This is a genomic window from Paraburkholderia caffeinilytica, assembly GCF_046030355.1.
In the GTDB taxonomy this organism is placed as follows: domain Bacteria; phylum Pseudomonadota; class Gammaproteobacteria; order Burkholderiales; family Burkholderiaceae; genus Paraburkholderia; species Paraburkholderia caffeinilytica_B.
In genome coordinates this window covers 105651-125642 of the sequence record NZ_JAQQCQ010000011.1, presented here as the reverse complement: position 1 = coordinate 125642, position 19992 = coordinate 105651, and the positions used below count along the sequence as shown (strand labels likewise).

The following is a 19992-nucleotide window of genomic DNA, read 5'->3' as shown; positions in this document are numbered from 1 at the left end:
ACGGGAATTGCCGGCACAGAACAGCGCAGGGAACGAATGATACACGTCATGGGGGCTGTCGTATGGAAAACGGGCTTTGGGGGGCAGATGCGGTGCGACGGGGCGCAGCCTGCGAAATGCGGTGTTGACTTCGAACTGGTGGCCCATCATAGAAAAACCCGCCGCACCGTTGCCAGTGAGGCGGGTTATAGCGAGGCGTAAACGCGTTACGCGCCGCTAGCTTCGTTCAACGTCAAGTGCTTTGTCTCGGGCGCCCAGGCGATCGATACGACCATACCGATCAGCAGCACAGCGGCAAGCACCATCATCGTCAAGTGGAAACCCAGGTGGAGGATGCCGAGCGGCAGCAGAAAAGTGCCGACCGCAGAGCCAAGACGGCTGCAGGCGATCGCAAGCCCAACACCGCACGCGCGGACTTCCGTCGGAAAACACTCCGGCGGAAACACGCCGACCAGATTCGAGAACGCCGACATCGTCAGCGTAAAGACGGCAAACGCGACGATCATTGCGAGCGTTGCGGATTCCGGCAGCACGCTCAACGCCACCAGCGATAAACAGGTCACCGCGAACGAGCCGATCAGAAACATGCGACGCGACAATTTGATCGTGAGCCAGATGCCGATCAACGCGCCAAGCACGAGGAAACCGTTCAGCAGAAAATCCGCACCCGAGCCGTCGTTCAAATGGATTGCCTTAAGAATGGTCGGCAGAAACGTGTAGATCGCGAAGTACGGAATCACGAGACACACGAAAAATGCGCAATTGAAAACCGTTCTGCGGATCAGATCCTTCTTGAACAGGCGCATGAAGCCGCCACGCGCTTGCGTGTGCTCATCGTCGCCGCCATCGAGCGTCACGTTCGGACCAAAATGCTTGAGCACGATCGCTTTGGCTTCGGCAACGCGTCCTTTGCCGTACAGCCAGCGCGGCGACTCCGGCGTGCCCATGCGCAAGATCAGCACGATCAGCGCCGGAATGCCCGCCGACGCAAGCAGCCACCGCCACGCATCGGGCGACGCGTCGGCATAGTGCATACCGAGCACGTTAGCCACGACATAGCCGATGGTCCACACCACGCTGAACGACCCAAGCAAGGTGCCGCGATGTTTGCGTGGCGAAAATTCGGCGAGGATCGCATGTCCAACCGCAAAATCGCCGCCCATGCCGAAGCCGATCAACACCCGCAGCAAACACAACTCGAATGGCGAACTCACGTAAAACTGCGCGAAGGCCGCAGCCGTGATGATCAGGAAGCTCAGCAGAAAGATCTTCTGCCGTCCCAGCCGATCCGACAGCCAGCCGAACACCAGGCTGCCGACAAAGATGCCCATCAGCGCGGAGCTGCCGATCATGCCCATCCAGAACGCGTCGAGCGGCATCTGGCGATTCAGCGAAGCAAGCGCGTAGCCGATCGTGCCGAGCGCGAAACCTTCGGTAAAGTGGGCGCCGAATGTCAGCCCGGCGATCTTGACGTGAAACGCGTTCAGCGGAACGTCGTCGAGAGAAATGGGGCCGCGCACGGCCGCAGCAGCGGCGGACGGCAAAGTGGGGGCGAGGCCGAGAGTGGCGGCCGGGAATTCCTGATTGCTCACACTGTCTCCTTCGTTATATGGACAACCCTTGCGCAGCCGGCGTGTAACCGGCTTTTTTGTACACAGGGCTGCATCGTCCGCTTCGCCTGCGTGTAGCGCGAAGCGGACGCGTAAACGCTCGATGCGACGGCTAGCGGCCGAGGCCGCCCATCATCATGTATTTCAGTTCGGTGTATTCATCGAGGCCGTACTTCGAACCTTCGCGGCCAAGTCCGGACTGCTTGACGCCACCAAACGGCGCGACTTCGGTGGACAGGATCCCTTCGTTGATGCCGACCATGCCGCTTTCCAGCGCTTCGGCAACGCGCCAGGCGCGCGCGAGGTCGCGCGTGTAGAAATAGGCGGAGAGGCCGAACGGCGTGTCGTTGGCTGCAGCAATGGCTTCGTCTTCGGTCTTGAAGCGGAAGCACGCGGCAACCGGACCGAAGGTTTCTTCCGCGGCAATCAGCATCGACTTCGATGCATCGGCCAACACCGTCGGTTCGTAGAACGTGCCGCCCAGTGCGTGCGGCCTGCCGCCGGTCAGCACCTTCGCGCCTTTCTGCAACGCGTCGGCGACATGCGTTTCGACCTTTTTCAGCGCCGCCGCGTTGATCAGCGGACCTTGCTCGACCTCGCCTTGCAACGCATTGCCCACGCGCATTTTTTGCACCGCCGCGGTCAACGCTCGCGTGAACGCATCATAAACGCCGTCCTGCACGTAGAAACGATTCACGCACACGCAGGTCTGCCCGGTGTTGCGGAATTTCGAGGCCATGGCGCCCTGGACGGCCGCGTCGATATCGGCATCGTCGAAAACGATGAACGGTGCGTTGCCGCCCAGTTCCAGCGACAGCTTCTTCAACGTATCCGCCGACTGCTTCGCGAGCAGCTTGCCCACCCGCGTCGAGCCGGTGAACGACAGCTTGCGCACGACTTCCGATTCAGTCAGCACGCCGCCGATCGCCACCGCATCGCCGGAGACGATATTGAATACGCCGGGCGGAACGCCAGCCTTCTCCGCCAGCACGGCGAGTGCGAACGCGGAAAGCGGTGTCTCCTCCGAGGGTTTCAGCACCATCGTGCACCCTGCTGCGAGTGCCGGGCCAGCCTTGCGCGTGATCATCGCGAGCGGGAAATTCCACGGCGTGATCGCCGCGACCACGCCGACCGGCTCGCGCGTCACGATGATTTTCGCATTCGGGTTCGGGCTGGGAATCACGTCACCATAGCTGCGCTTCGCTTCTTCCGCGAACCATTCGAAAAAGCTGGCCGCGTAGCCCACTTCGCCACGCGCTTCGGCCAACGGCTTGCCTTGTTCGAGGGTCAGCAACTCGGCCAGCGCATCGCGGTTTTCCAGCATCAGCTCGCCCCAACGTCTGACACGTGCGCCGCGCTCCTTCGCCGTCAGCGCGCGCCACGCGGGAAAGGCCCGCTCGGCTGCGGCGACGGCCTGGGTTGCTTCCGCCGCGCCGCCGCGTGCCACGTGTGCAATGGTTTCACCGGTCGCGGGATTCAGCACCGGGTACGTGGTGGCGCTGTCGTACCATTCGCCGCCAATGTAGTGTCCAGTTCGAAGAAACGCGTTCATGCTGCCTTCTCCAAGGTTTCGACGAACACACCCTGTGCGAGCCGCGCTTCACGAGCGATGCGCTTGCCCGCGGTGTAGTCGTTGATCAAGTCGCACGGCGTGTAGTTACGTTCGAGTTCGAACAGCTCGTCGGCGGAGAGCCTGGTGCTGAGCGCGGCCAGCGCGCTATCGAACTGCGCGGGCGTGTCGGCGCCGACCAGCATGCTTGCCACGCCGCCATGATTCAGCACCCACGCCTGCGCGATCTGCGCAGCCGACACGCCACGCCGCGCCGCCACGCGCGCCACCGACGCAGCGATCTCACGCGAGGCGATATCGCCGTACATTTGCGCGGTGAAGAAATCGGTCTGATTGCGCGTGGAATTCGCGTCGCAGGTTAGCAGACCGCGCGCCAGCGGACTGAACACGGAAACGCCGACGCCCTGATCCTGGCAGTACGGAATCATTTCGCGCTCTTCCTCGCGGTACGCGAGATTCAATTGCAACTGCATGTTGATCGGCTTGTGCCAGCCGTGGCGCTCGCAGACCTGCATGATCTTCGCGAACTGCCACGTGTACATGGTCGACACGCCGATATAGCGCGCCTTGCCGGCACACACGATATCGTTGAGCGCGCCCATGGTTTCTTCGACGGGCGTGTTCACGTCGAAGAAATGCAGCATGTAGATATCGACGTAATCCATGCCGAGGCGCGTGAGCGATGCGTCGATGCCGTCCATGATGTGCTTGCGCGAATGGCCGCCGGCGTTCTGATACGCGCCCATGTCATAGCCGACCTTGGTCGTCACGACGATTTCCTCACGGCGCGCGATGCGCTTCAAAATGCGGCCCACCACTTCTTCGCCCACACCCGTCGAATAGAAATCGGCGAGGTCGATGAAATTGACGCCAGCTTCAAGCGCGTGACGCACGATCGGCTCGCTCTGCGCTTCATCGAAAATCCACGGCTTCCATTGCGGCGTGCCCATGTTCATCGTGCCGAGGCATAGGCGCGATACCTTCAGACCCGATTGGCCAAGGCGAATGTATTCCATCGTGTTTGTCTCCTTCCTGATCGCATTCAGTAGTCCACGCAGCAGCGCGAACCGCGTGACGTGTGATTAACGTTGTTTGGGGGTGTAGAACGGATTCGATACGTCGCGCGCGGCGGCGAACACTTCATCGCGATGCGGCAGTCCCTTCATTGCAGCGAGGATCGCGTTCTTGCACGCGCGGTAGTTGTTCTCGAAGACGGCGTCGAGATCGTCGGTGCCCGGGTTGACCCAGTTCGCCGACACCACGACCCAATCGTTTTCCGCTTCCGGCGGCAGCGTGCCGTTCTCGAGCGACTCCGCCACGGCCTTCGCGATGCCGGCCTGCGAGGCGCCCCACGTTGCGTTGCCGTGGAAGTCGCTGCCGATCTGCGCCTTGTTCACATACAGCGTCAACGGCTTGGTCGGCACACCCGGCCGCGCGATCACGACGAACGGCGCATGCCCCGCGGAAGGTGTCGCCAACGCCGTGGCGAAGGCTTGCCCCGCGGGCCCGTTGCGCGGGCCGACCAGTACGTTGATGTGTGCGAGGTTGACGCCGGGGCCTTCGAATCCTTCGCCGATAAAGAGTTGTTTGTCCGTCGATACGCTCATGGTCTTTCCGTCGGGGTTGAGTGGATGACCGATTGTGCGGTTCGGTCTTCGCGACCATGTAGCGATGAGTTTTGATCCGGGGTATGAGACAAACTCATCTCCGGGTTTGCCCCGGGGCGCCTTAGGTGGCGGCTAGTTGGCGGCTAGTCGGCGCATCGGGTCGCGCACACGGACGAGCGCAAAGGTGAGCGTTTTCGGGACTTGTGTCGACGAGCCTCGAATCGAGGTGAAAGGTGAACATGCCGGCGACCGCTTACGCACCCGCAGCGCGAAGCTCAGCGGCGAAGCAAGGTCTGCGGAAAAGATGGTGTGAGAACCGAACGACGGCCTGCGCGACGCTTCGCGCTGCCTGGGAATGCCCGCCAGCAAAGGCTGACGCGGGTTTCAAGGAAGATGATGCAGCTACGGGGAACAGCAGCGGCAACCACCCCGCAAGGTGCGTCGTCCGAGTAAACCAGGCTCACCGAAACAATAAAGCCTGACGCGAGACGCCTCGCGAAACTCGCGGCGCGCGCAGCACACTCACACGAAAGGTGAGCGTTTTCGGGACCCGCTCAGCGGTGCGAGAAAACCCCGAGGCAACTTCACTTCAGAAAAGTTCGACGCGTTGCGCGCGCAAACGCCATGCTCGACAGGGCTTCAGACTTCGATCAGAAAGCGCTCGCGGTTTTTGCCCACGAGCCAGCCAGGCGAACGGCCGCGGCCGCTCCACGTCTCGCCGGTTTTCGGGTTGCGGTACTTGGCGACCGAGGCCGTCTTGCGTACCGCTGCACGCTTGCTCGTAAAACCCAGCTCTTCCGCTGTCAGATCGTATTCGACGATTTTTTGCTTGATCTCGACAATCGCTTGCGCGATTTCTTTTTCGCGCGCCACCGCGACTTCCTTGTGGAGCTTTTCGAGCTGGGCAGTCAACTGTTTGTATGAGGCCATGGCGGGTACTCCGATCGATTTTGGCGAACTGCAGTGCGAACACTTGCGGACACTATCAGACGAATAAAGTGCCGGATAGGGTGGCCCGCATAGGGTGGCCCGATGGGGTAGTCAGCGCAGGGTAACCCGCAGGGGGCCCGCACAGGGAACGCCACGCAGAGCGGAGCGTGGTCCGCGCAGAACGGCCCGCGACTAACCGCCGTTAAGGCTGCCCGCCCAACTGCCGCGGCCAGCGCACTCAATCGTCAATTGCATCGTACACGCGGCGCTCAAAATCGACCGATATTGGGAAGCGTTCGACGGCTCGACGCCATACGCCATCGCCAAAGCGTGAGTTGCTCAGCGGCATCCCACGCGCGTTAATGCTGTTGAAAGCCGCAGCGTCAACCGGCGTTACGTTCCCTTATTTTTGCAGGAAACGTTACCCCTCAGACGGTACGCATCATCCTCCTCCCGTGGATGGCTACGCTTTCTGGCGCGCCTCCAGTGCGCAGAGGGCCGCATTGAGCCGTTTGACGCGACTGGCCTGCGCCGGCACCAGTACCGCCCCGGACACCGAGTCAATGCGGTTGCGCCAATAGGACAGCGGGATGCGGTCTTCAGCAGAAAGATGGGTGATTACCTTTTCAAGGTGTTCAATATCTTTTTCAAGTTGGAGGTGATTCATTGCTGTCCCCGGAATTCCTCAATGAGCCAGTTTAAAAGCATAAAGCGTGCCTTTATTGCTTCAGCCATTCTGTTGAAACGGAAAATCTTTCTGAAGTCAATAATTCGGGCCGCAGCAGAACCGGCAAAACCTGCAGATTGTTTTGATTGTGAGCCGGCCAGATGAGGATACTGCGGCGAAACTTCGCGTTCCGTTAGATGCCGCACCGACTTCGTTTAACGGTGAAACCCGAGCGCTTTGTTGCCAGTGAAAACCGTAAAGTAATAATCTCGAAGCATTTCGCTAAATATTATTGCGCATCATAACCGTTTCGGTAAATCCGCATTAGAGCCAGACATTATGACCGGCATATGCGTTTTGCATGACACGCGCTCGGCGCATAACCCGGGCGTGGTTCGATTAAGCGAAATCTGCAGAGAGAGGGGGACGCCCGCCGCCATAGCCGAGCGACGGATCATGAAAGAAAAGTGTCAATCGTCTGCGCAAAGCCAACACATGGGCCGGCAATGTGTCACTTCGCCCGACAGGCGTATATCAGGCTGAGCGTGCCGTTGTCGCTGGACTGGCGCACGACATCAAAAGCGCCGCCGCAAGCCGCGTTTGCCTGCTGCGAGCACGAATCGGAGCCTGCTGGACATTGAACCAGTGTGGTCGGACGGCCGTCCGACAGAAACAGCGGTGCGCTGCTGCTGCAACCGCTCAGCATGGCGATGGCGGGAAGCGCCAGTGAGGCACAGGCCCGGCGCGCGAAAGAGGAGAGACTGCGTTTCATTAGAAACCCCGATCACATCTTGTTTTTCGATCACGCGATTGTGCCACGCGGCAATTGCACTGCGTCACACCATGTTGCTGGACCTCGTCACACCTCGATACCGTATGCCGCGATCTTCTTATAGAGCGTCGCGCGACCCATGCCGATCTGCAGGGCCGTTTCGATCACGCGGCCGCCGTTGGCGCGCAAGGCGTCGGCCAGGTAGCGCTTTTCGAACGCGGCCATGGCGTCGCTCCACGACGTCGTTTCGGGCGCCTGTGCAGTCACGTCAGAAACGTGCGCTTTAGAGACGGCCGATACCTGCGGACGGTGACCGCCTTGTGCCGGGCCGATGAACGGCGCCAGCGCACGCGCATCGATTCGCTCGCTGTCCGCGAGCATCACCGCCCGCTCCAGCGTGTTGCGCAGTTCGCGCACATTGCCGGGCCATCCATACGCACACAGCAGGCGCAACGCGTCGTCCTGTAATTCGAAGTGACTGGCGCCGCGCGCTTGCGTCGACAGGTCTTCGAGCATGGCGTAAGCCAGCGCCTCGATATCGGACGAACGCTCGCGAAGTGGCGGCGCCTGGATCGTCAGCACGTTCAGCCGATAGAACAGGTCCGCGCGAAAACGCCCCGCCGCGACCAGCGCCGGCAAATCAGCCGACGTGGCGGCGATGATCCGCACGTCCGCGCGCACGATGCGGTTCGAGCCAAGCGGCTCGAATTCCTTGTCCTGCAGCACGTGCAACAGCTTGCCCTGCAAAGGCAACGGCATGTCGCCGATTTCGTCGAGAAACAGCGTGCCGCCGTTCGCAAGTTCGAATTTGCCGACCCGCCCCTTCCGGTCGGCGCCGGTATAGGCGCCGGGCGCAGCACCGAAGAATTCGACCTCGAGCAAGGTGTCCGGAATCGCCGCGACGTTGACCGTCACGAGCGGCTGATTCGCCCGCGCCGACCCGCCGTGAATGGCATGCGCCAGCAGTTCCTTGCCTGTGCCGGTTTCACCGAGCAGCAGCACCGGCGACTCGAGTTGCGCGGCGCGGCGCGCCTGCCGTTTTACTTCGAGACTGGCCGCGCTCGTGCCGACAAAACTGCCGAACGTGTACTTGGCCCGTCTTGCCTGGGCGAGTGATTGACGCGTCGCGATCAACTCTTGCTGCACGCGCGAGTAGTGGGAAAAAAGCGGCGTGAGCGCCTTCAACTCGTCGAACAACGCGAAGCCCACCGCGCCGACCGTTTCACCCGCATCGTCTTTCAGCGGCAGGCGCGTCACGACAAGCGGCTCGCGGTCCGTTTCGAGAATGTCGAGCAGAATCGGTTTGCCGGTGTTCACGACCTCGCGCATCAGGCTATTGGGAATGACTTCTTCACAATCCCGGCCAATCGCCTGCTCGGGGTCCGAAAAACCGAAGCGCGCCGCGTAGCGCTTGTTGATCCAGACGACGCGCGCCTGGGCATCGACGATAAACGTCCCTTCGCTGAAGTTTTCGAACGTGCGGAAGAGCGAATCCATCGCCCGGCGGAGTACGTCGCCATAAGTGGCAGGAAGGCCCGCCCAGTCGTTCATCATGGTGTCGCTGTCTCCGGCTATTGTTCTATTTATGCATATCTCATTTCGTAGACAAGCTTATCTCATTGGCGAGATCGCCATCAAGTCCGCTCTATAAGGGTTTAACCTCAATCAGGGCGATGTTTGGCTGATCCGCATCCCGTTTTTGAGACGTTTGGGTACAATCGGCCGCATCACGTTTCGAACTTCGGCCTGTGAAATCAACGGACAGGCCGCTGCGGCGTGCGTGGCATGGAATCTGCATTTGCGGGCGCCGGGCCGTCGCACTCACCGGAACGGCGTACACGTAGAACAACCAAGCTTTGGAGACTCAATGTCCTTTGTAATCGTCCTCGCCGCACTGGCGTTTCTGATGTTTGCCGCGTATCGCGGCTACAGCGTCATTCTGTTCGCGCCGATCGCCGCCCTCGGCGCGGTGCTGCTGACCGATCCGGGCGCCGTCGCACCGGTGTTCTCCGGGATCTTCATGGAGAAGATGGTCGGCTTCGTGAAGCTTTACTTTCCCGTGTTTCTGCTCGGCGCGGTGTTCGGCAAAGTCATCGAATTGTCCGGCTTTTCTGAGTCGATCGTGGCGGCGGCCATCCGCTACATTGGCCGCTCACGCGCCAACGCGGTGATCGTCGCAGTGTGCGCCTTGCTCACCTACGGCGGCGTCTCGCTGTTCGTGGTGGTGTTCGCGGTGTATCCGTTCGCCGCTGAGCTGTACCGTCAGAGCAATATTCCGAAACGCCTGATGCCTGGCGCCATCGCGCTCGGCGCGTTCTCGTTCACTATGGATTCGCTGCCGGGCACGCCGCAGATCCAGAACATCATCCCGACCACCTTTTTCAAGACGACGTCCTGGGCCGCGCCCACGCTTGGCGTGATCGGCTCGCTCTTCATCATCGTGGTGGGTCTCACGTATCTGGAATGGCGCCGCCGCGCAGCGATGGCGACCGGCGAAGGCTACGGCACGGACCTCGTCAACGAGCCGGAACGCGTCGAATCGAAGCAACTGCCGCATCCGCTGCTCGCGGTCGCGCCGCTGGTGCTCGTTGGCGTGGCGAACTTCCTGCTGACCCGCTGGATTCCGAACTGGTACGGCGCAACGTACACCATCGCACCGGACATCCTGCCGGGCATCCATGCGCCGGTTACGACGACGATCAAAAGCGTCGTCGCGATCTGGGCCGTTGAAGGCGCCCTGCTGCTCGGTATCGTGATGGTCGTGGTGACGGCATTCGGCCGCGTGCGCGAACGCTTTGCGGTCGGCACCAAGGCTGCGGTGGCAGGCGCACTGCTGGCTTCGTTGAATACGGCGTCGGAGTATGGCTTCGGCGGCGTGATCGCGGCTTTGCCGGGCTTCCTGGTGGTTAGCGACGCGCTGAAGAGCATTCCGAACCCGCTGGTCAATGCCGCCGTTTCGGTGAGTTCGCTTGCAGGTATCACGGGTTCAGCGTCGGGTGGGATGAGCATCGCGCTCGCGGCCATGTCGGACACGTTCATCAAGGGTGCGGAAGCGGCGCATATCCCGATGGAAGTGCTGCACCGGGTCGTCGCAATGGCGAGCGGCGGGATGGACACGCTGCCGCATAACGGCGCGGTGATCACCTTGCTGGCGGTGACGGGTTTGACGCACCGCCAGTCGTACCGCGATATTTTCGCGGTGACGGTGATCAAGACGCTGGCGGTTTTCTTTGTGATCGCGGTGTATTACATGACCGGGCTGGTTTAATTCCGCCTTATAGGGGAAGCCGATTCCGAGCCGGGCGCGCTAAAAAGGCGGCACGGCTCGTGGTCGGATTACACAACAGCGGCCGGCGGCAGTGGTCGCCGCTGCACGCGTCACGGCATTGGCTGTTCATCCAGCCCGAAGTGTTCACATACGGCCTCATGCAGCGAAATCGCGCGTGCGTCCATCTCGGTGTTCCAACGCTCGCTGCTCTCGCATAGCCGCTGCAACTCACGACATTGCTGCGCGAACTGCCGCTCCTGCACGACAAGGAACGCGCCTCCCGCGCTATGCGCCCAGCCGCCCAATGCTTCCCGGTCTTCCTCTTCGACAATTGCCAGCAATCTCGGCAGATCGTTTTGCAGATGCTCCTTGAGCATGGCCGTATACCGCGTCTTGTCGTGCGCGCTCAGCGCATTGGCCGGATCAGCGGCTGTGCCGGCCGCAGCCGAAGTCGCCGGACCCGCCTGTGGGCGCGCACCTGATGCCGGCGCTGCCGTTCCTGTTTCGCGCGGCGGCCTTGCTCGCGCCGACGTCGCCGCGAGCAAAGCCGCCTCCAGATCGCCCAGCGACGCCGGCTTCGGGACATAGCCGGTAAAACCGCGCTCGCGCCAACCGTTCTCTTGCTGGTTGTCGGTGACGGCGCTGAAAGCCAGCACCGGCAAATCCGCTTGCGCTTTGCGCAATGCCGCCAGCAGTGCGTACCCATCCATCACCGGCATGTGGATATCGGTGAGCACGACTTCGAAGTGCCCCTGCTCGAATGCCGCCAACGCTTGCCGCCCGTCGCCGGCAATTGTCGGCAGACAGCCAAGCGTATCGAGTTGCTCAACGATCAATGTCTGGAGCAGCGGGTTGTCTTCGGCGACCAGAACCGTCAGACCATGCAGCGCCGGATTGACCGTCGGCTGCGGCGCCGGGGAACCGTCGCCGGGCAGCGCGGCAATCCTGCTGCTAGCGTCGGCGCCTTCCGCCGCAAGTTCGACGGCTGACAGAATCGCCGTACGACTGAATTCGGTAGTCTCAAGCACACCGTCCCCGCGCGTCACCGGGTGATGCGGTCCCATGCGCGTAATCCACACCGCGCCGATCGGCTGCACCGCACGCAATTCGGCAATGGCGTCGAGGCCGTATTCGCCGGTGATGATCATCGCGTCCGGCCGGTTCACATGCAACCAGGCTTGCGCGCTTTGCATCGACGACACCGTGTGCCCCGCCCAGCCCGCCCGATGCAACCAGCCTTCGAGGAGTTCTCCCGACTCGCGCTCCTGGCACAGCACCAGCACATTGCCGCGGAATACCGGTTCGACCGTGGCCACGCGCAAGTTATCCGGCGGGAGAGCGAGCGGTAGTGAAACAGTGAATGCGCTGCCCACTCCCTGTACGCTCTCGACCGAGATATGCCCCCCCATCAATTCGCACAGCCGCGCGCAGATCGACAGACCCAGGCCAGTACCGCCATAGCGGCTCGAGGTGCTCGCTTCGCCCTGAACGAACGGATTGAAGATGCGCGCCACCTGCGCCTGATCCATCCCGATCCCGGAGTCGCAGACACGGCAGATCAGAATCGGGCGCCCTTGCAGATCGTCTTTCACTTCCGCATTCAAAATGATCTTGCCGCACGACGTGAACTTGAATGCGTTGCTCAGCAGGTTGTTGACGATCTGTGCGATGCGCGTGCGATCTCCACACAGCACCTGGTCGAGCGTGGGCGAGAGATGTGAATAAAAACGGATCGCCCGGTCGGCCTGCATCGGCGCATAAGAGAGCGCAATATTTTCGAAGTCGTCGATCGGCCGGAACGATTCGGTCACCACTTTCATCTCGCCAGCGTCGATCTTCGAGAAGTCGAGAATGTCGTTGACGATACGGCGCAGCGCGTCGGCCGCGACGCCTAGCGTGGCGAGCCGTTGCGAGTGCGCTTCCAGGCCCGGCGTGCGCGAGAACAGTTCGAGATTGCCCAGCAGCGCGTTCAACGGCGTGCGGATTTCATGACTCATCGACGCGAAGAAATTCGATCGCGCCCGCATCATGGTGTCCGATGTCTGCTGGGCGAGCCGCAACTGCTGTTCAAGTTCATGCTGAGCGGTCACGTCGAGAATCGCGCAGAACAGCACGTCCTCGCCGGCGTAGCGCGCCGGCGCATAGGTGAACTGGAGAAACTGGGTGTGCACCGCATCGCTGCCGTCAGCTTGCGACTGTGACGGCAATCGCGAAGCCGCCACCGGCACGACAAACGCAGCGATCTTCGCAAAGAGGGATGCTGATCGCTTATCCGGCGCCTGCGCCAGAAACTCCCCGGCGACATGCGGCGGCAAGCGATCGCTGCCGGATTCCAGACCCAGCAACTCAACGGCGAGCGCGTTGGCGGTCAGGATCGAGTAGTCACTTTGCCGGACAATGCACAAACCGACCGGCGTCGCGCTGACCAGAATGTGATTGATGGTTTCGCTCTCCAGCGCCCGCGACGTCTCCACAAACGTGTTCTGCAACAGCCGCAACCCCCAGTAGCGGGCGATTAGCGCGATCCCCAGCAGGATCAGCAGCGTGAGGCAGGCAAGCGTTGCCAGATGCCAACTGAGCGCGGCAACCATTGCGCGCCACGAGATATAGCCGACCAGCGAGCCGAAGCCCGAGGTGAGCGGCTCGCTCAGAATTACGCCGTCTCGAGTGTAGTGATAGGTGTTGGCCGGTGCGCTAGCGATAGCGGCCTGCAGCGCTTTCCCCGCCGATCCATCGAGTGGCGGCGATGCCACGATCAAGCGATGATCCGCGGCCATCAGCAGCAAGGTTCCCTCGTTGGTGGGCCGGGCGAGAAGCGCCGAAAGCGCGTCGAGGGGAACGCTCATCACGATCAGCGTGGTCGGCGTGTCGCCGTTGTAGTGGACGCTCACCGCCGAAATCACCGGGATGCCTTGCAGTGGATCGCGATATGGGCCCAGCCAGATGCGCTCGCCCTTGCCCGGTACACGCTTGCCGGTTTGCGCCAACAGTTCGCGTTCAAGCGCGTCGCGCAGGCTGCTTACGAGCGTCGGTTCCAGCGCCCGCGTAAGCGCTGCATTGGCAGCTGCGCCTGGCGCAGGTGGCGCGAGTGACGGCAGGATCGCGGCATAATCTTCGTTCAACCCGATCAGCACCGCGCGTTGTTGCAATTCGAAGGCTAACTGGGTCACCAGTATGGACTTGGCCGCGTCGTACAGGCGCCATAGCTTCACGCCGAGCTCCGGTCCCCACGCCTTGCGCGTGGCTTCGCTCACCAGGATGTCGAATTGCTCGCTGCCCCTGTCGATCGTGCCGCGCCCGACGCCGGTGCGCATGACCGATTGCTCGACGCCATCCGGCACGTTCAGCACGTTATACGTGTCGTGATAGTAGTCGAGCGTGAATTCGGCGCGGCGTAGCACCGACTCTTCACGGTGCAGCACCAGCGAGATATCCGCAGCGTTCTGAAAGGCGATGGTGCGCCGGTATTCGAGTTGCTTGCCCATGGCAAGCGCAGCCAGCAGCAGCGCGAATAAAACCGCGATCAGCATCAGCAAGACGATCGTCGTCAAGTAGGCCCGCCGTTGACGCTTCGTGCTTTGCGCGAGCGAAGCGAACGCGTGGGCCAGTGACTCCTGAGTACGGTCGAGGATCTTCTGCATCAGCTCGCTTGATTAGCGGATTCACGCAGGCAGACCGCTGCGGTGTCGAAGGACGAGATGCGTCTGCAGGCCTCATCCGGCGCAGTGTAACGCTTTTGAAGGTACGGCGAAACGCATCTGGCACCCGTTTCCAAGGCGACGCAGCACGCATCGAGACAACCCTGCGATAACGGCGCCGCACGTCATAAACCTGAGTGGTTTACTGGGAAACCCTAAAGCCCGCGGGGTTAATGCCGTTATTCCTTGCATAGCTATAAGGACCGTGCGGACATGCATCCGCACCTGCAAGGAAAGCCATGCGCAACAATCAGCCTGTCACCGGGCACGAGTACGAATTCCCTTCGTCACAGATGCTTGTTTCCGCGACCGACCTGACCGGCCGCATCCAGTATTGCAATCCGGCCTTCATCGCCGTCTCGGGTTTCACACGCGACGAACTGATCGGCCAGCCGCACAACCTGATCCGTCATCCGGACATGCCACGCGAAGCCTTCGCCGACATGTGGACGACGATCCGCGACGGCCGCCCGTGGACCGCGCTCGTCAAGAACCGCCGCAAGAACGGCGATCATTACTGGGTGCAGGCGAACGTCACGCCGGTTGTCGAAAAAGGCGCGGTGGTCGGCTATCTGAGCGTGCGCGTGAAACCGCAACGCGACGCAGTGCGCGCCGCTGAAGCCTTGTACACACGCATCCGCACCGGCGAGTCGCGGGCGTTCAAGCTGCATCGCGGCCTGGTCGTGCGCACGGGGTTGCCCGGCCGCGTGCAATCGCTGATGCGTCTGCCGGTTGCGACGCGCGCGGCGGTCGGCTATGCGATCACCCCGCTGGCTTTGCTGCTGACCGGCCTCGCTGCGTGGCAAGGCACACCGCCCGTGCCGTTCTGGATTGCGTTCGGCGTCACCGCCGCATTCAGTCTGCTGTCATGGCGGATGCTGACGCGGCAACTCGCCGAACCGATTCGCAGCATGTCCGGCTTCGCGACTCGCCTTGCCGCGGGCGATCTGACCGCCGATCTGGTGATCGCGCGTCACGACGATCTCGGCGATGTGCTGCAAGCGCTGAATCAATTGAAGGCGAATCTGGCGGCGATCGTCTACGACGTGCGCGCGCAAATCACCGGCATGCTCGACAACGCGCGTGAAATCTCCAGCGGCAATGTCGATCTGGCGCGCCGCACCGAGTTGCAGGCGGCGTCGCTCGAAGAAACGGCGGCCACCATGGAAGAACTGACCACCACCGTGCAAGCCAACGCCGACGCCAGTGTGCGCGCGCTCGATCTGGCGAAAGAGGCGCAAGCGGCGGCGGCCGTCGGCGGCAATATCGCGGGTCAGGTCGAGCAGACCATGGCGGGCATCACCGCGGCGTCGAAGCGCATTGCGGACATCACCGGCGTCATTGACGGCATCGCGTTCCAGACCAACATCCTGGCGCTGAATGCCGCCGTCGAAGCCGCCCGCGCGGGCGAAGCGGGCCGCTCGTTCGCAGTCGTCGCGGGCGAGGTGCGGATGCTGGCGCAACGGTGCGCGGCGTCGTCGAAGGAAATCAAGTCGGTGGTCGAGGCGAGTGCAACCGAGGTGGCGCTCGGCACCGAGCTGGTTGCACGCACGACCTCGCAGATGCGGGTGATCGACGAAGCGGTGAGCCGCGTGTCGTCGATCATCGTCGAAGTGGCGAATGCGAGCAGCGAACAGGCGGAAGGGATTCGCCAGGTCAACCAGGCGGTCTCGCATCTCGACGGCGCCACGCAGCAGAACGCGGCGCTGGTCGAGCAGGCGGCAGCCACGGCGCAACGTCTCGCGGAACAGGCCGACGTGCTGGACGAAGCGGTGCGCCTGTTCACCGTCGCCGATGCAACGCCCGCGCAGCGCGGCGCAGAATCGCTGCGGCAGGCCGCCACGCACAATGCGGCGCGACATCCGGCGCATCAGCCAACGCACAAGCCAGCGCCCGAATTCAGGCGCGCCGCCGCACACGGGGTGCAGGAGGCGCACGAATCTGGGCAGGAAGAATGGACATTGATCTGATAGATCGGCGTTACTCCCACCTCGACAGTCCAGAATTGACGCTTCAGGATGGCATGGTCAGCGCCCAATAAGTTGCAAGGGCAGGCTGACCCGAGTAACAACGGCGTTTAGCAGCCCGTCCCCTCAAGGACGGGCTATTTTTTTGCGGCGTGTTTCTCTTGTTGCGCCGGTTCCTAGCCGATGCGCGCGTCAGCACCGTGACAGCCGGGGAGAAGGATTGCACCGTCCCGGGGCACGAAAAATGCAGCCGTCGTGGCGGGGAGTCGCGTTAAACTGGTTGCTAGAGCCGGGCGCCACGGCTTGTATTGCCCGGCGGGCCTCGCCAGCCGTTGGCGAATGCCGTGCGGTGTGACGTGGCGTCCCGGCAAGCAGATAGGTGGCGGGCAGATTCCCCCGTGTGAGCGCTGTGCGACAGACGGCGCGACACGCTGCCCGTACAATGGTTCGATCATCAACGGAACAAGGACAACCTCGATGCGCACTACCGGGTCCTCCGGGTCAATGGCCCTCCTCACCGAATACGACGACGCAACGGCGCGCGAACTTCGCTCGCTGCGCCTCGAATCGACAGAAGACGGCAAAGGCATTCTTCTGATCGAGGTCGATGAGCGCAAACCAGGCATCCACCGCGAAGTGCGTTACGAAATCACGCCGGCCGAACTGATTGCGGCGATTCGCGCGCATGGCGCGGAGTTACCGGGCGAACAGCACAACCATCGTCAATAAAGCGGGCGCGCACGGTATTTATTGCGCTGACGCGCGAATGCCGTACGTCGTTTCTACACGCCGCTTTTTGTTTGCGTATCGAATAACGGCCTACGGACATCCGTAAGCCGTTATTCGTCGCTTGCTTGCCGCAAAAGCTTCAATCCGTTTCGCCTTGTTCCATTCGGGTTTCTATTCCACGCCTTTAGCCCGTCAGGCAAGCCACAGCCGCGCTTTTAACTCGCGAATAATGGACCGCGTTCCCGGACATTTGCACGTCTTGAAAATGCGTCCATAATCCTTACATCCTCCGTTGCTTCTCCTACCTGCTCCGTGCCTGAAAGGGCTGCGGATGTAAGCCGATGCTACATGATCTCGTCGAGCAATATGGACCGGCGCTCGTCTTCGCCAACGTGCTGGCCGCCTCGCTTGGGCTGCCGGTGCCGGCGATGCCGTCGCTCGTGCTGTTTGGGGCGATGGCGGCCATGCATCCCGGGTCAGTGGGCACGCAACTGATGCCGGTCCTTGTGTTGTCGATCTTCGCCACGCTGATCGGCGACAGCGCCTGGTATCTCGCCGGCCGTCTGTACGGCGGCAACACGCTGAAAACGATCTGCCGTCTTTCGCTGTCGCGCGACACCTGTGTAAAAAAGACCGAACGCTTTTTCGGCCGCTGGGGCGTGCGCGTGCTGGCGGTGGCGAAGTTCGTGCCGGGCCTGTCGATCGTGTCGATTCCGATGGCCGGTGCAATGGGCACGCGCTACCGGACGTTTCTCACTTACGACGGTATCGGCGCCGCCTTGTGGTCGGGTACCGGTTTGATCATCGGTGCGCTGTTCGCCAAGCAGATCGACATCCTCTTCGCCATGGCCGGACGCCTCGGGCGCACAGCCGCGCTGGTCGCCGTCGCGTTGCTGCTGCTGTATGCGGCCTATCGCTGGATTCGCCGGCGCCAGCTGATTTCCACGCTCGCAACCCAGCGGATCGAAGTCGAGGAGCTGGCAGCGCTGGTCGCGGCCGGCAAAACACCGGTGGTGTTCGATATCCGCTCGCAGGAAAAGCGCGCCCTTGACCCGTTCGTGATTCCGGGCTCGCAATTTGCCGACGAGCGGCAGCTCAACGAAATCGTCGCGAAATACCCGCACGATCAGAAGCTGGTGATCTACTGTTCGTGTCCGAATGAAATATCCGCGGCATGGATGGCCAAACAGTTGAACGAAGCCGGCTTCGCCGACGTGCTGCCGTTGCGCGGCGGCATGGAAGCCTGGCGCGACTCGGGCAAGACGGTGGACGCGCTGCCCGACATGCCGGCGCCCGAGGTGGCGGTCGACGATATCGCGCCGAAGGCCGTGTAGCGCAGCAGCGCATTCATATCGGCGCCCTCGCGCGCCCGCGCCGCTTCGCCCCCCGTGTCGATCAATCAGGAAGAACACAGAAGGAGCGGTTCAATGCTGTCGACTCAAGAAGCTGAAGGACAACAAGCCGTTGTCGCCGACGCGCCATTTTCGTCGCTCGCGACGCGCATGCATCAGATGTTCCCCGAACTCACGTGTGCAGAAATCGATCGTCTGCGCCGGTTCGGCGAAGTAGGCCACTGGGAAGCCGATGAACTGCTGTTCGAGACGGGCCACACCGGCCCGGGCATGTTCGTGCTGCTGAATGGGCGCGTGAGGGTCTCCCAGCGCGATGGCATCGGGCGTGAAGTTCTGATTGGCGAACATGGCGCCGGGCATTTTCTCGCCGAGGTCGGCCAGTTATCCGGGCGGCGCGCGCTGGTCAACGGCATGGCGCTCAGCCCGGTCGACGCGTTGCTGATTCCGCCGGTCAAGCTGCGCGCGCTGCTCGTCGCCGAGGCTGAGTTGGGCGAGCGCATCATGCGCGCGCTGATTCTGCGGCGCGTATCGCTGATCGAGAAAGGCGCGGGCGGGCCGATCCTGATCGGTAACAGCGGCAACGCGCAGCTCGTCATGCTGCAAGGCTTCCTGTCACGCAACGGCCATCCCCATTCGGTCATCGACGAACGCGACGAAGACGCGCTGCGTCTGATCGAGCAATTCGCCGCGCAGAAAGAAGACATGCCGCTGGTGATCTGCCCGGACGGCTCGGTGCTGCGTCATCCGAGCATGCCGGAACTCGCCACCTGCCTGGGCTTGCTGCCCGATCTCGACGATTCGCATGTGTACGACATCGCGATTGTCGGCGCGGGACCGGCCGGCCTCGCGACTGCGGTGTACGCGGCATCTGAAGGCCTCTCGGTCATCGTGCTCGACAGCCGCGCGCCGGGCGGCCAGGCGGGCGCCAGTTCGCGGATCGAAAACTATCTCGGCTTCCCGACCGGCATCTCCGGTCAGGCGCTGGCGGGCCGCGCATTCGTGCAGGCGCAGAAATTCGGCGCGCACGTCGCGATTCCGGTCCACGTCAAGGCGCTGCATTGCGCGGAATCGCCGTACCGGCTGGAACTCAAGTGCGGCGGCAAGATCACTGCCCGCACCATCGTGATCGCGAGCGGCGCGGTCTACCGGCGCCCGGCGCTCGAAGGGCTCGACCGTTTCGATGGGCGCGGCGTGTATTACTGGGCGTCGCCGGTCGAGGCCAAGCTGTGCAAGCGCCAGGAGATCGTGCTGGTGGGCGGCGGCAATTCGGCGGGGCAGGCGATCGTCTATCTGGCGACGCATGCGGCCAAGGTCCATGTGCTGATCCGCCGGAGCGGCTTTGAAGCCACCATGTCGCGCTACCTGATCGACCGCATCCGTTCGCTGCCGAATGTATTCGTGCACCCGAATTCGGAAATCGGCCAGCTCGAGGCGGACGAAATCGGGCTGGCGTCGGTGTCGCTGAAAAAGCCGTTGCCGGACGGCACCCAAAGCTTCGATACGCGGCATCTGTTCCTGTTCACCGGCGCGGATCCCAATACCGACTGGCTGCGCACCTGCGGCGTGGAACTGGACGACAAGGGCTTCGTGCTAACCGGCACCAGCGCGGACGGAACCTCCGTCTGCGATCTCGCGACGACTGTTGAAGGCGTGTATGCGATCGGCGACGCGCGCGCCGGGTCGACGAAACGCGTCGCGGCGGCCGTCGGAGAAGGGGCGGCGGTGGTCGCACAGATCCACCAGCTGCTAGCGGTATCGGCGGGAGAAGCGGTCGCGTTGGGGGCCTGAACGCGGCCTCGCGCCCGCTCCACTCGCCGTCCCT

14 protein-coding genes are annotated in these 19992 nt (G+C 62.4%); 5 read left to right on the top strand and 9 right to left on the bottom strand.

What is annotated here, in order from left to right:
• Window positions 1-206 precede the first annotated feature (206 nt).
• The 8 genes from PQQ95_RS18330 to PQQ95_RS18295 form a co-directional block, all read right to left on the bottom strand.
• Window positions 207-1592: an MFS transporter gene (locus tag PQQ95_RS18330; protein WP_408438908.1), complete on the bottom strand. Its 1386-nt coding sequence runs from the start codon at window positions 1590-1592 to the stop codon at window positions 207-209.
• Window positions 1593-1722: 130 nt separating this feature from the next.
• Entirely contained in the window at window positions 1723-3162 is a 1440-nt protein-coding gene (locus PQQ95_RS18325) for an NAD-dependent succinate-semialdehyde dehydrogenase (RefSeq protein WP_408438907.1), read from the bottom strand.
• Window positions 3159-4196, bottom strand: coding sequence for an aldo/keto reductase (locus tag PQQ95_RS18320; RefSeq protein ID WP_408438906.1), 1038 nt, complete (start codon window positions 4194-4196; stop codon window positions 3159-3161). Before PQQ95_RS18320 ends, PQQ95_RS18325 begins: the two co-directional genes overlap by 4 nt.
• A 66-nt stretch (window positions 4197-4262) precedes the next feature.
• Window positions 4263-4787, bottom strand: a complete 525-nt coding sequence (gene fae, locus PQQ95_RS18315; protein WP_408438905.1) for a formaldehyde-activating enzyme — start codon at window positions 4785-4787, stop codon at window positions 4263-4265.
• Window positions 4788-5426: 639 nt separating this feature from the next.
• A complete protein-coding gene (locus tag PQQ95_RS18310) occupies window positions 5427-5717 on the bottom strand; it encodes an H-NS histone family protein (RefSeq protein ID WP_408438903.1) in 291 nt (96 codons plus the stop codon).
• 463 nt (window positions 5718-6180) lie between these two features.
• On the bottom strand, window positions 6181-6384 hold the full coding sequence (locus PQQ95_RS18305) for a hypothetical protein (protein WP_408438902.1): 204 nt from the start codon (window positions 6382-6384) through the stop codon (window positions 6181-6183).
• 511 nt (window positions 6385-6895) lie between these two features.
• Window positions 6896-7156: a hypothetical protein gene (locus PQQ95_RS18300; RefSeq protein ID WP_408438901.1), complete on the bottom strand. Its 261-nt coding sequence runs from the start codon at window positions 7154-7156 to the stop codon at window positions 6896-6898.
• A gap of 87 nt (window positions 7157-7243) precedes the next feature.
• Window positions 7244-8710: a sigma-54 interaction domain-containing protein gene (locus tag PQQ95_RS18295; protein WP_408438899.1), complete on the bottom strand. Its 1467-nt coding sequence runs from the start codon at window positions 8708-8710 to the stop codon at window positions 7244-7246.
• Between the two features lie 313 nt (window positions 8711-9023).
• On the opposite strand from PQQ95_RS18295, the gene PQQ95_RS18290 reads away from it, so the two are divergent.
• Window positions 9024-10424, top strand: a complete 1401-nt coding sequence (locus PQQ95_RS18290) for a GntP family permease (protein WP_201126580.1) — start codon at window positions 9024-9026, stop codon at window positions 10422-10424.
• 110 nt (window positions 10425-10534) lie between these two features.
• On the opposite strand, the gene PQQ95_RS18285 is transcribed toward PQQ95_RS18290, so the two are convergent.
• On the bottom strand, window positions 10535-14065 hold the full coding sequence (locus PQQ95_RS18285; protein ID WP_408438897.1) for an ATP-binding protein: 3531 nt from the start codon (window positions 14063-14065) through the stop codon (window positions 10535-10537).
• A 296-nt stretch (window positions 14066-14361) separates the two neighbouring features.
• Here PQQ95_RS18285 and PQQ95_RS18280 point away from each other — a divergent pair, with 296 nt between their 5' ends.
• The 4 genes from PQQ95_RS18280 (at window position 14362) to PQQ95_RS18265 (ending at window position 19958) form a co-directional block, all read left to right on the top strand.
• A complete protein-coding gene (locus tag PQQ95_RS18280) occupies window positions 14362-16092 on the top strand; it encodes a methyl-accepting chemotaxis protein (RefSeq protein WP_408438895.1) in 1731 nt (576 codons plus the stop codon).
• 474 nt (window positions 16093-16566) lie between these two features.
• Window positions 16567-16818, top strand: coding sequence for a hypothetical protein (locus tag PQQ95_RS18275; RefSeq protein ID WP_007178686.1), 252 nt, complete (start codon window positions 16567-16569; stop codon window positions 16816-16818).
• Window positions 16819-17159: 341 nt separating this feature from the next.
• Window positions 17160-18152, top strand: coding sequence for a DedA family protein/thiosulfate sulfurtransferase GlpE (locus tag PQQ95_RS18270; protein WP_408438893.1), 993 nt, complete (start codon window positions 17160-17162; stop codon window positions 18150-18152).
• A gap of 93 nt (window positions 18153-18245) precedes the next feature.
• Window positions 18246-19958, top strand: a complete 1713-nt coding sequence (locus tag PQQ95_RS18265; RefSeq protein ID WP_408438892.1) for an FAD-dependent oxidoreductase — start codon at window positions 18246-18248, stop codon at window positions 19956-19958.
• Window positions 19959-19992 lie beyond the last annotated feature (34 nt).

Excerpts from the sequence above, each read along its gene's own strand:
- PQQ95_RS18310 (WP_408438903.1), bottom strand. The coding sequence starts at position 5,717 with ATGGCCTCATACAAACAGTTGACTGCCCAGCTCGAAAAGCTCCACAAG.
- PQQ95_RS18285 (WP_408438897.1), bottom strand. The coding sequence starts at position 14,065 with ATGCAGAAGATCCTCGACCGTACTCAGGAGTCACTGGCCCACGCGTTC.
- PQQ95_RS18270 (WP_408438893.1), top strand. The coding sequence starts at position 17,160 with ATGCTACATGATCTCGTCGAGCAATATGGACCGGCGCTCGTCTTCGCC.
- PQQ95_RS18320 (WP_408438906.1), bottom strand. The coding sequence starts at position 4,196 with ATGGAATACATTCGCCTTGGCCAATCGGGTCTGAAGGTATCGCGCCTA.
- PQQ95_RS18295 (WP_408438899.1), bottom strand. The coding sequence starts at position 8,710 with ATGATGAACGACTGGGCGGGCCTTCCTGCCACTTATGGCGACGTACTC.
- PQQ95_RS18325 (WP_408438907.1), bottom strand. The coding sequence starts at position 3,162 with ATGAACGCGTTTCTTCGAACTGGACACTACATTGGCGGCGAATGGTAC.
- PQQ95_RS18305 (WP_408438902.1), bottom strand. The coding sequence starts at position 6,384 with ATGAATCACCTCCAACTTGAAAAAGATATTGAACACCTTGAAAAGGTA.
- fae (WP_408438905.1), bottom strand. The coding sequence starts at position 4,787 with ATGAGCGTATCGACGGACAAACAACTCTTTATCGGCGAAGGATTCGAA.
- PQQ95_RS18300 (WP_408438901.1), bottom strand. The coding sequence starts at position 7,156 with ATGAAACGCAGTCTCTCCTCTTTCGCGCGCCGGGCCTGTGCCTCACTG.
- PQQ95_RS18290 (WP_201126580.1), top strand. The coding sequence starts at position 9,024 with ATGTCCTTTGTAATCGTCCTCGCCGCACTGGCGTTTCTGATGTTTGCC.
- PQQ95_RS18265 (WP_408438892.1), top strand. The coding sequence starts at position 18,246 with ATGCTGTCGACTCAAGAAGCTGAAGGACAACAAGCCGTTGTCGCCGAC.
- PQQ95_RS18280 (WP_408438895.1), top strand. The coding sequence starts at position 14,362 with ATGCGCAACAATCAGCCTGTCACCGGGCACGAGTACGAATTCCCTTCG.
- PQQ95_RS18275 (WP_007178686.1), top strand. The coding sequence starts at position 16,567 with ATGCGCACTACCGGGTCCTCCGGGTCAATGGCCCTCCTCACCGAATAC.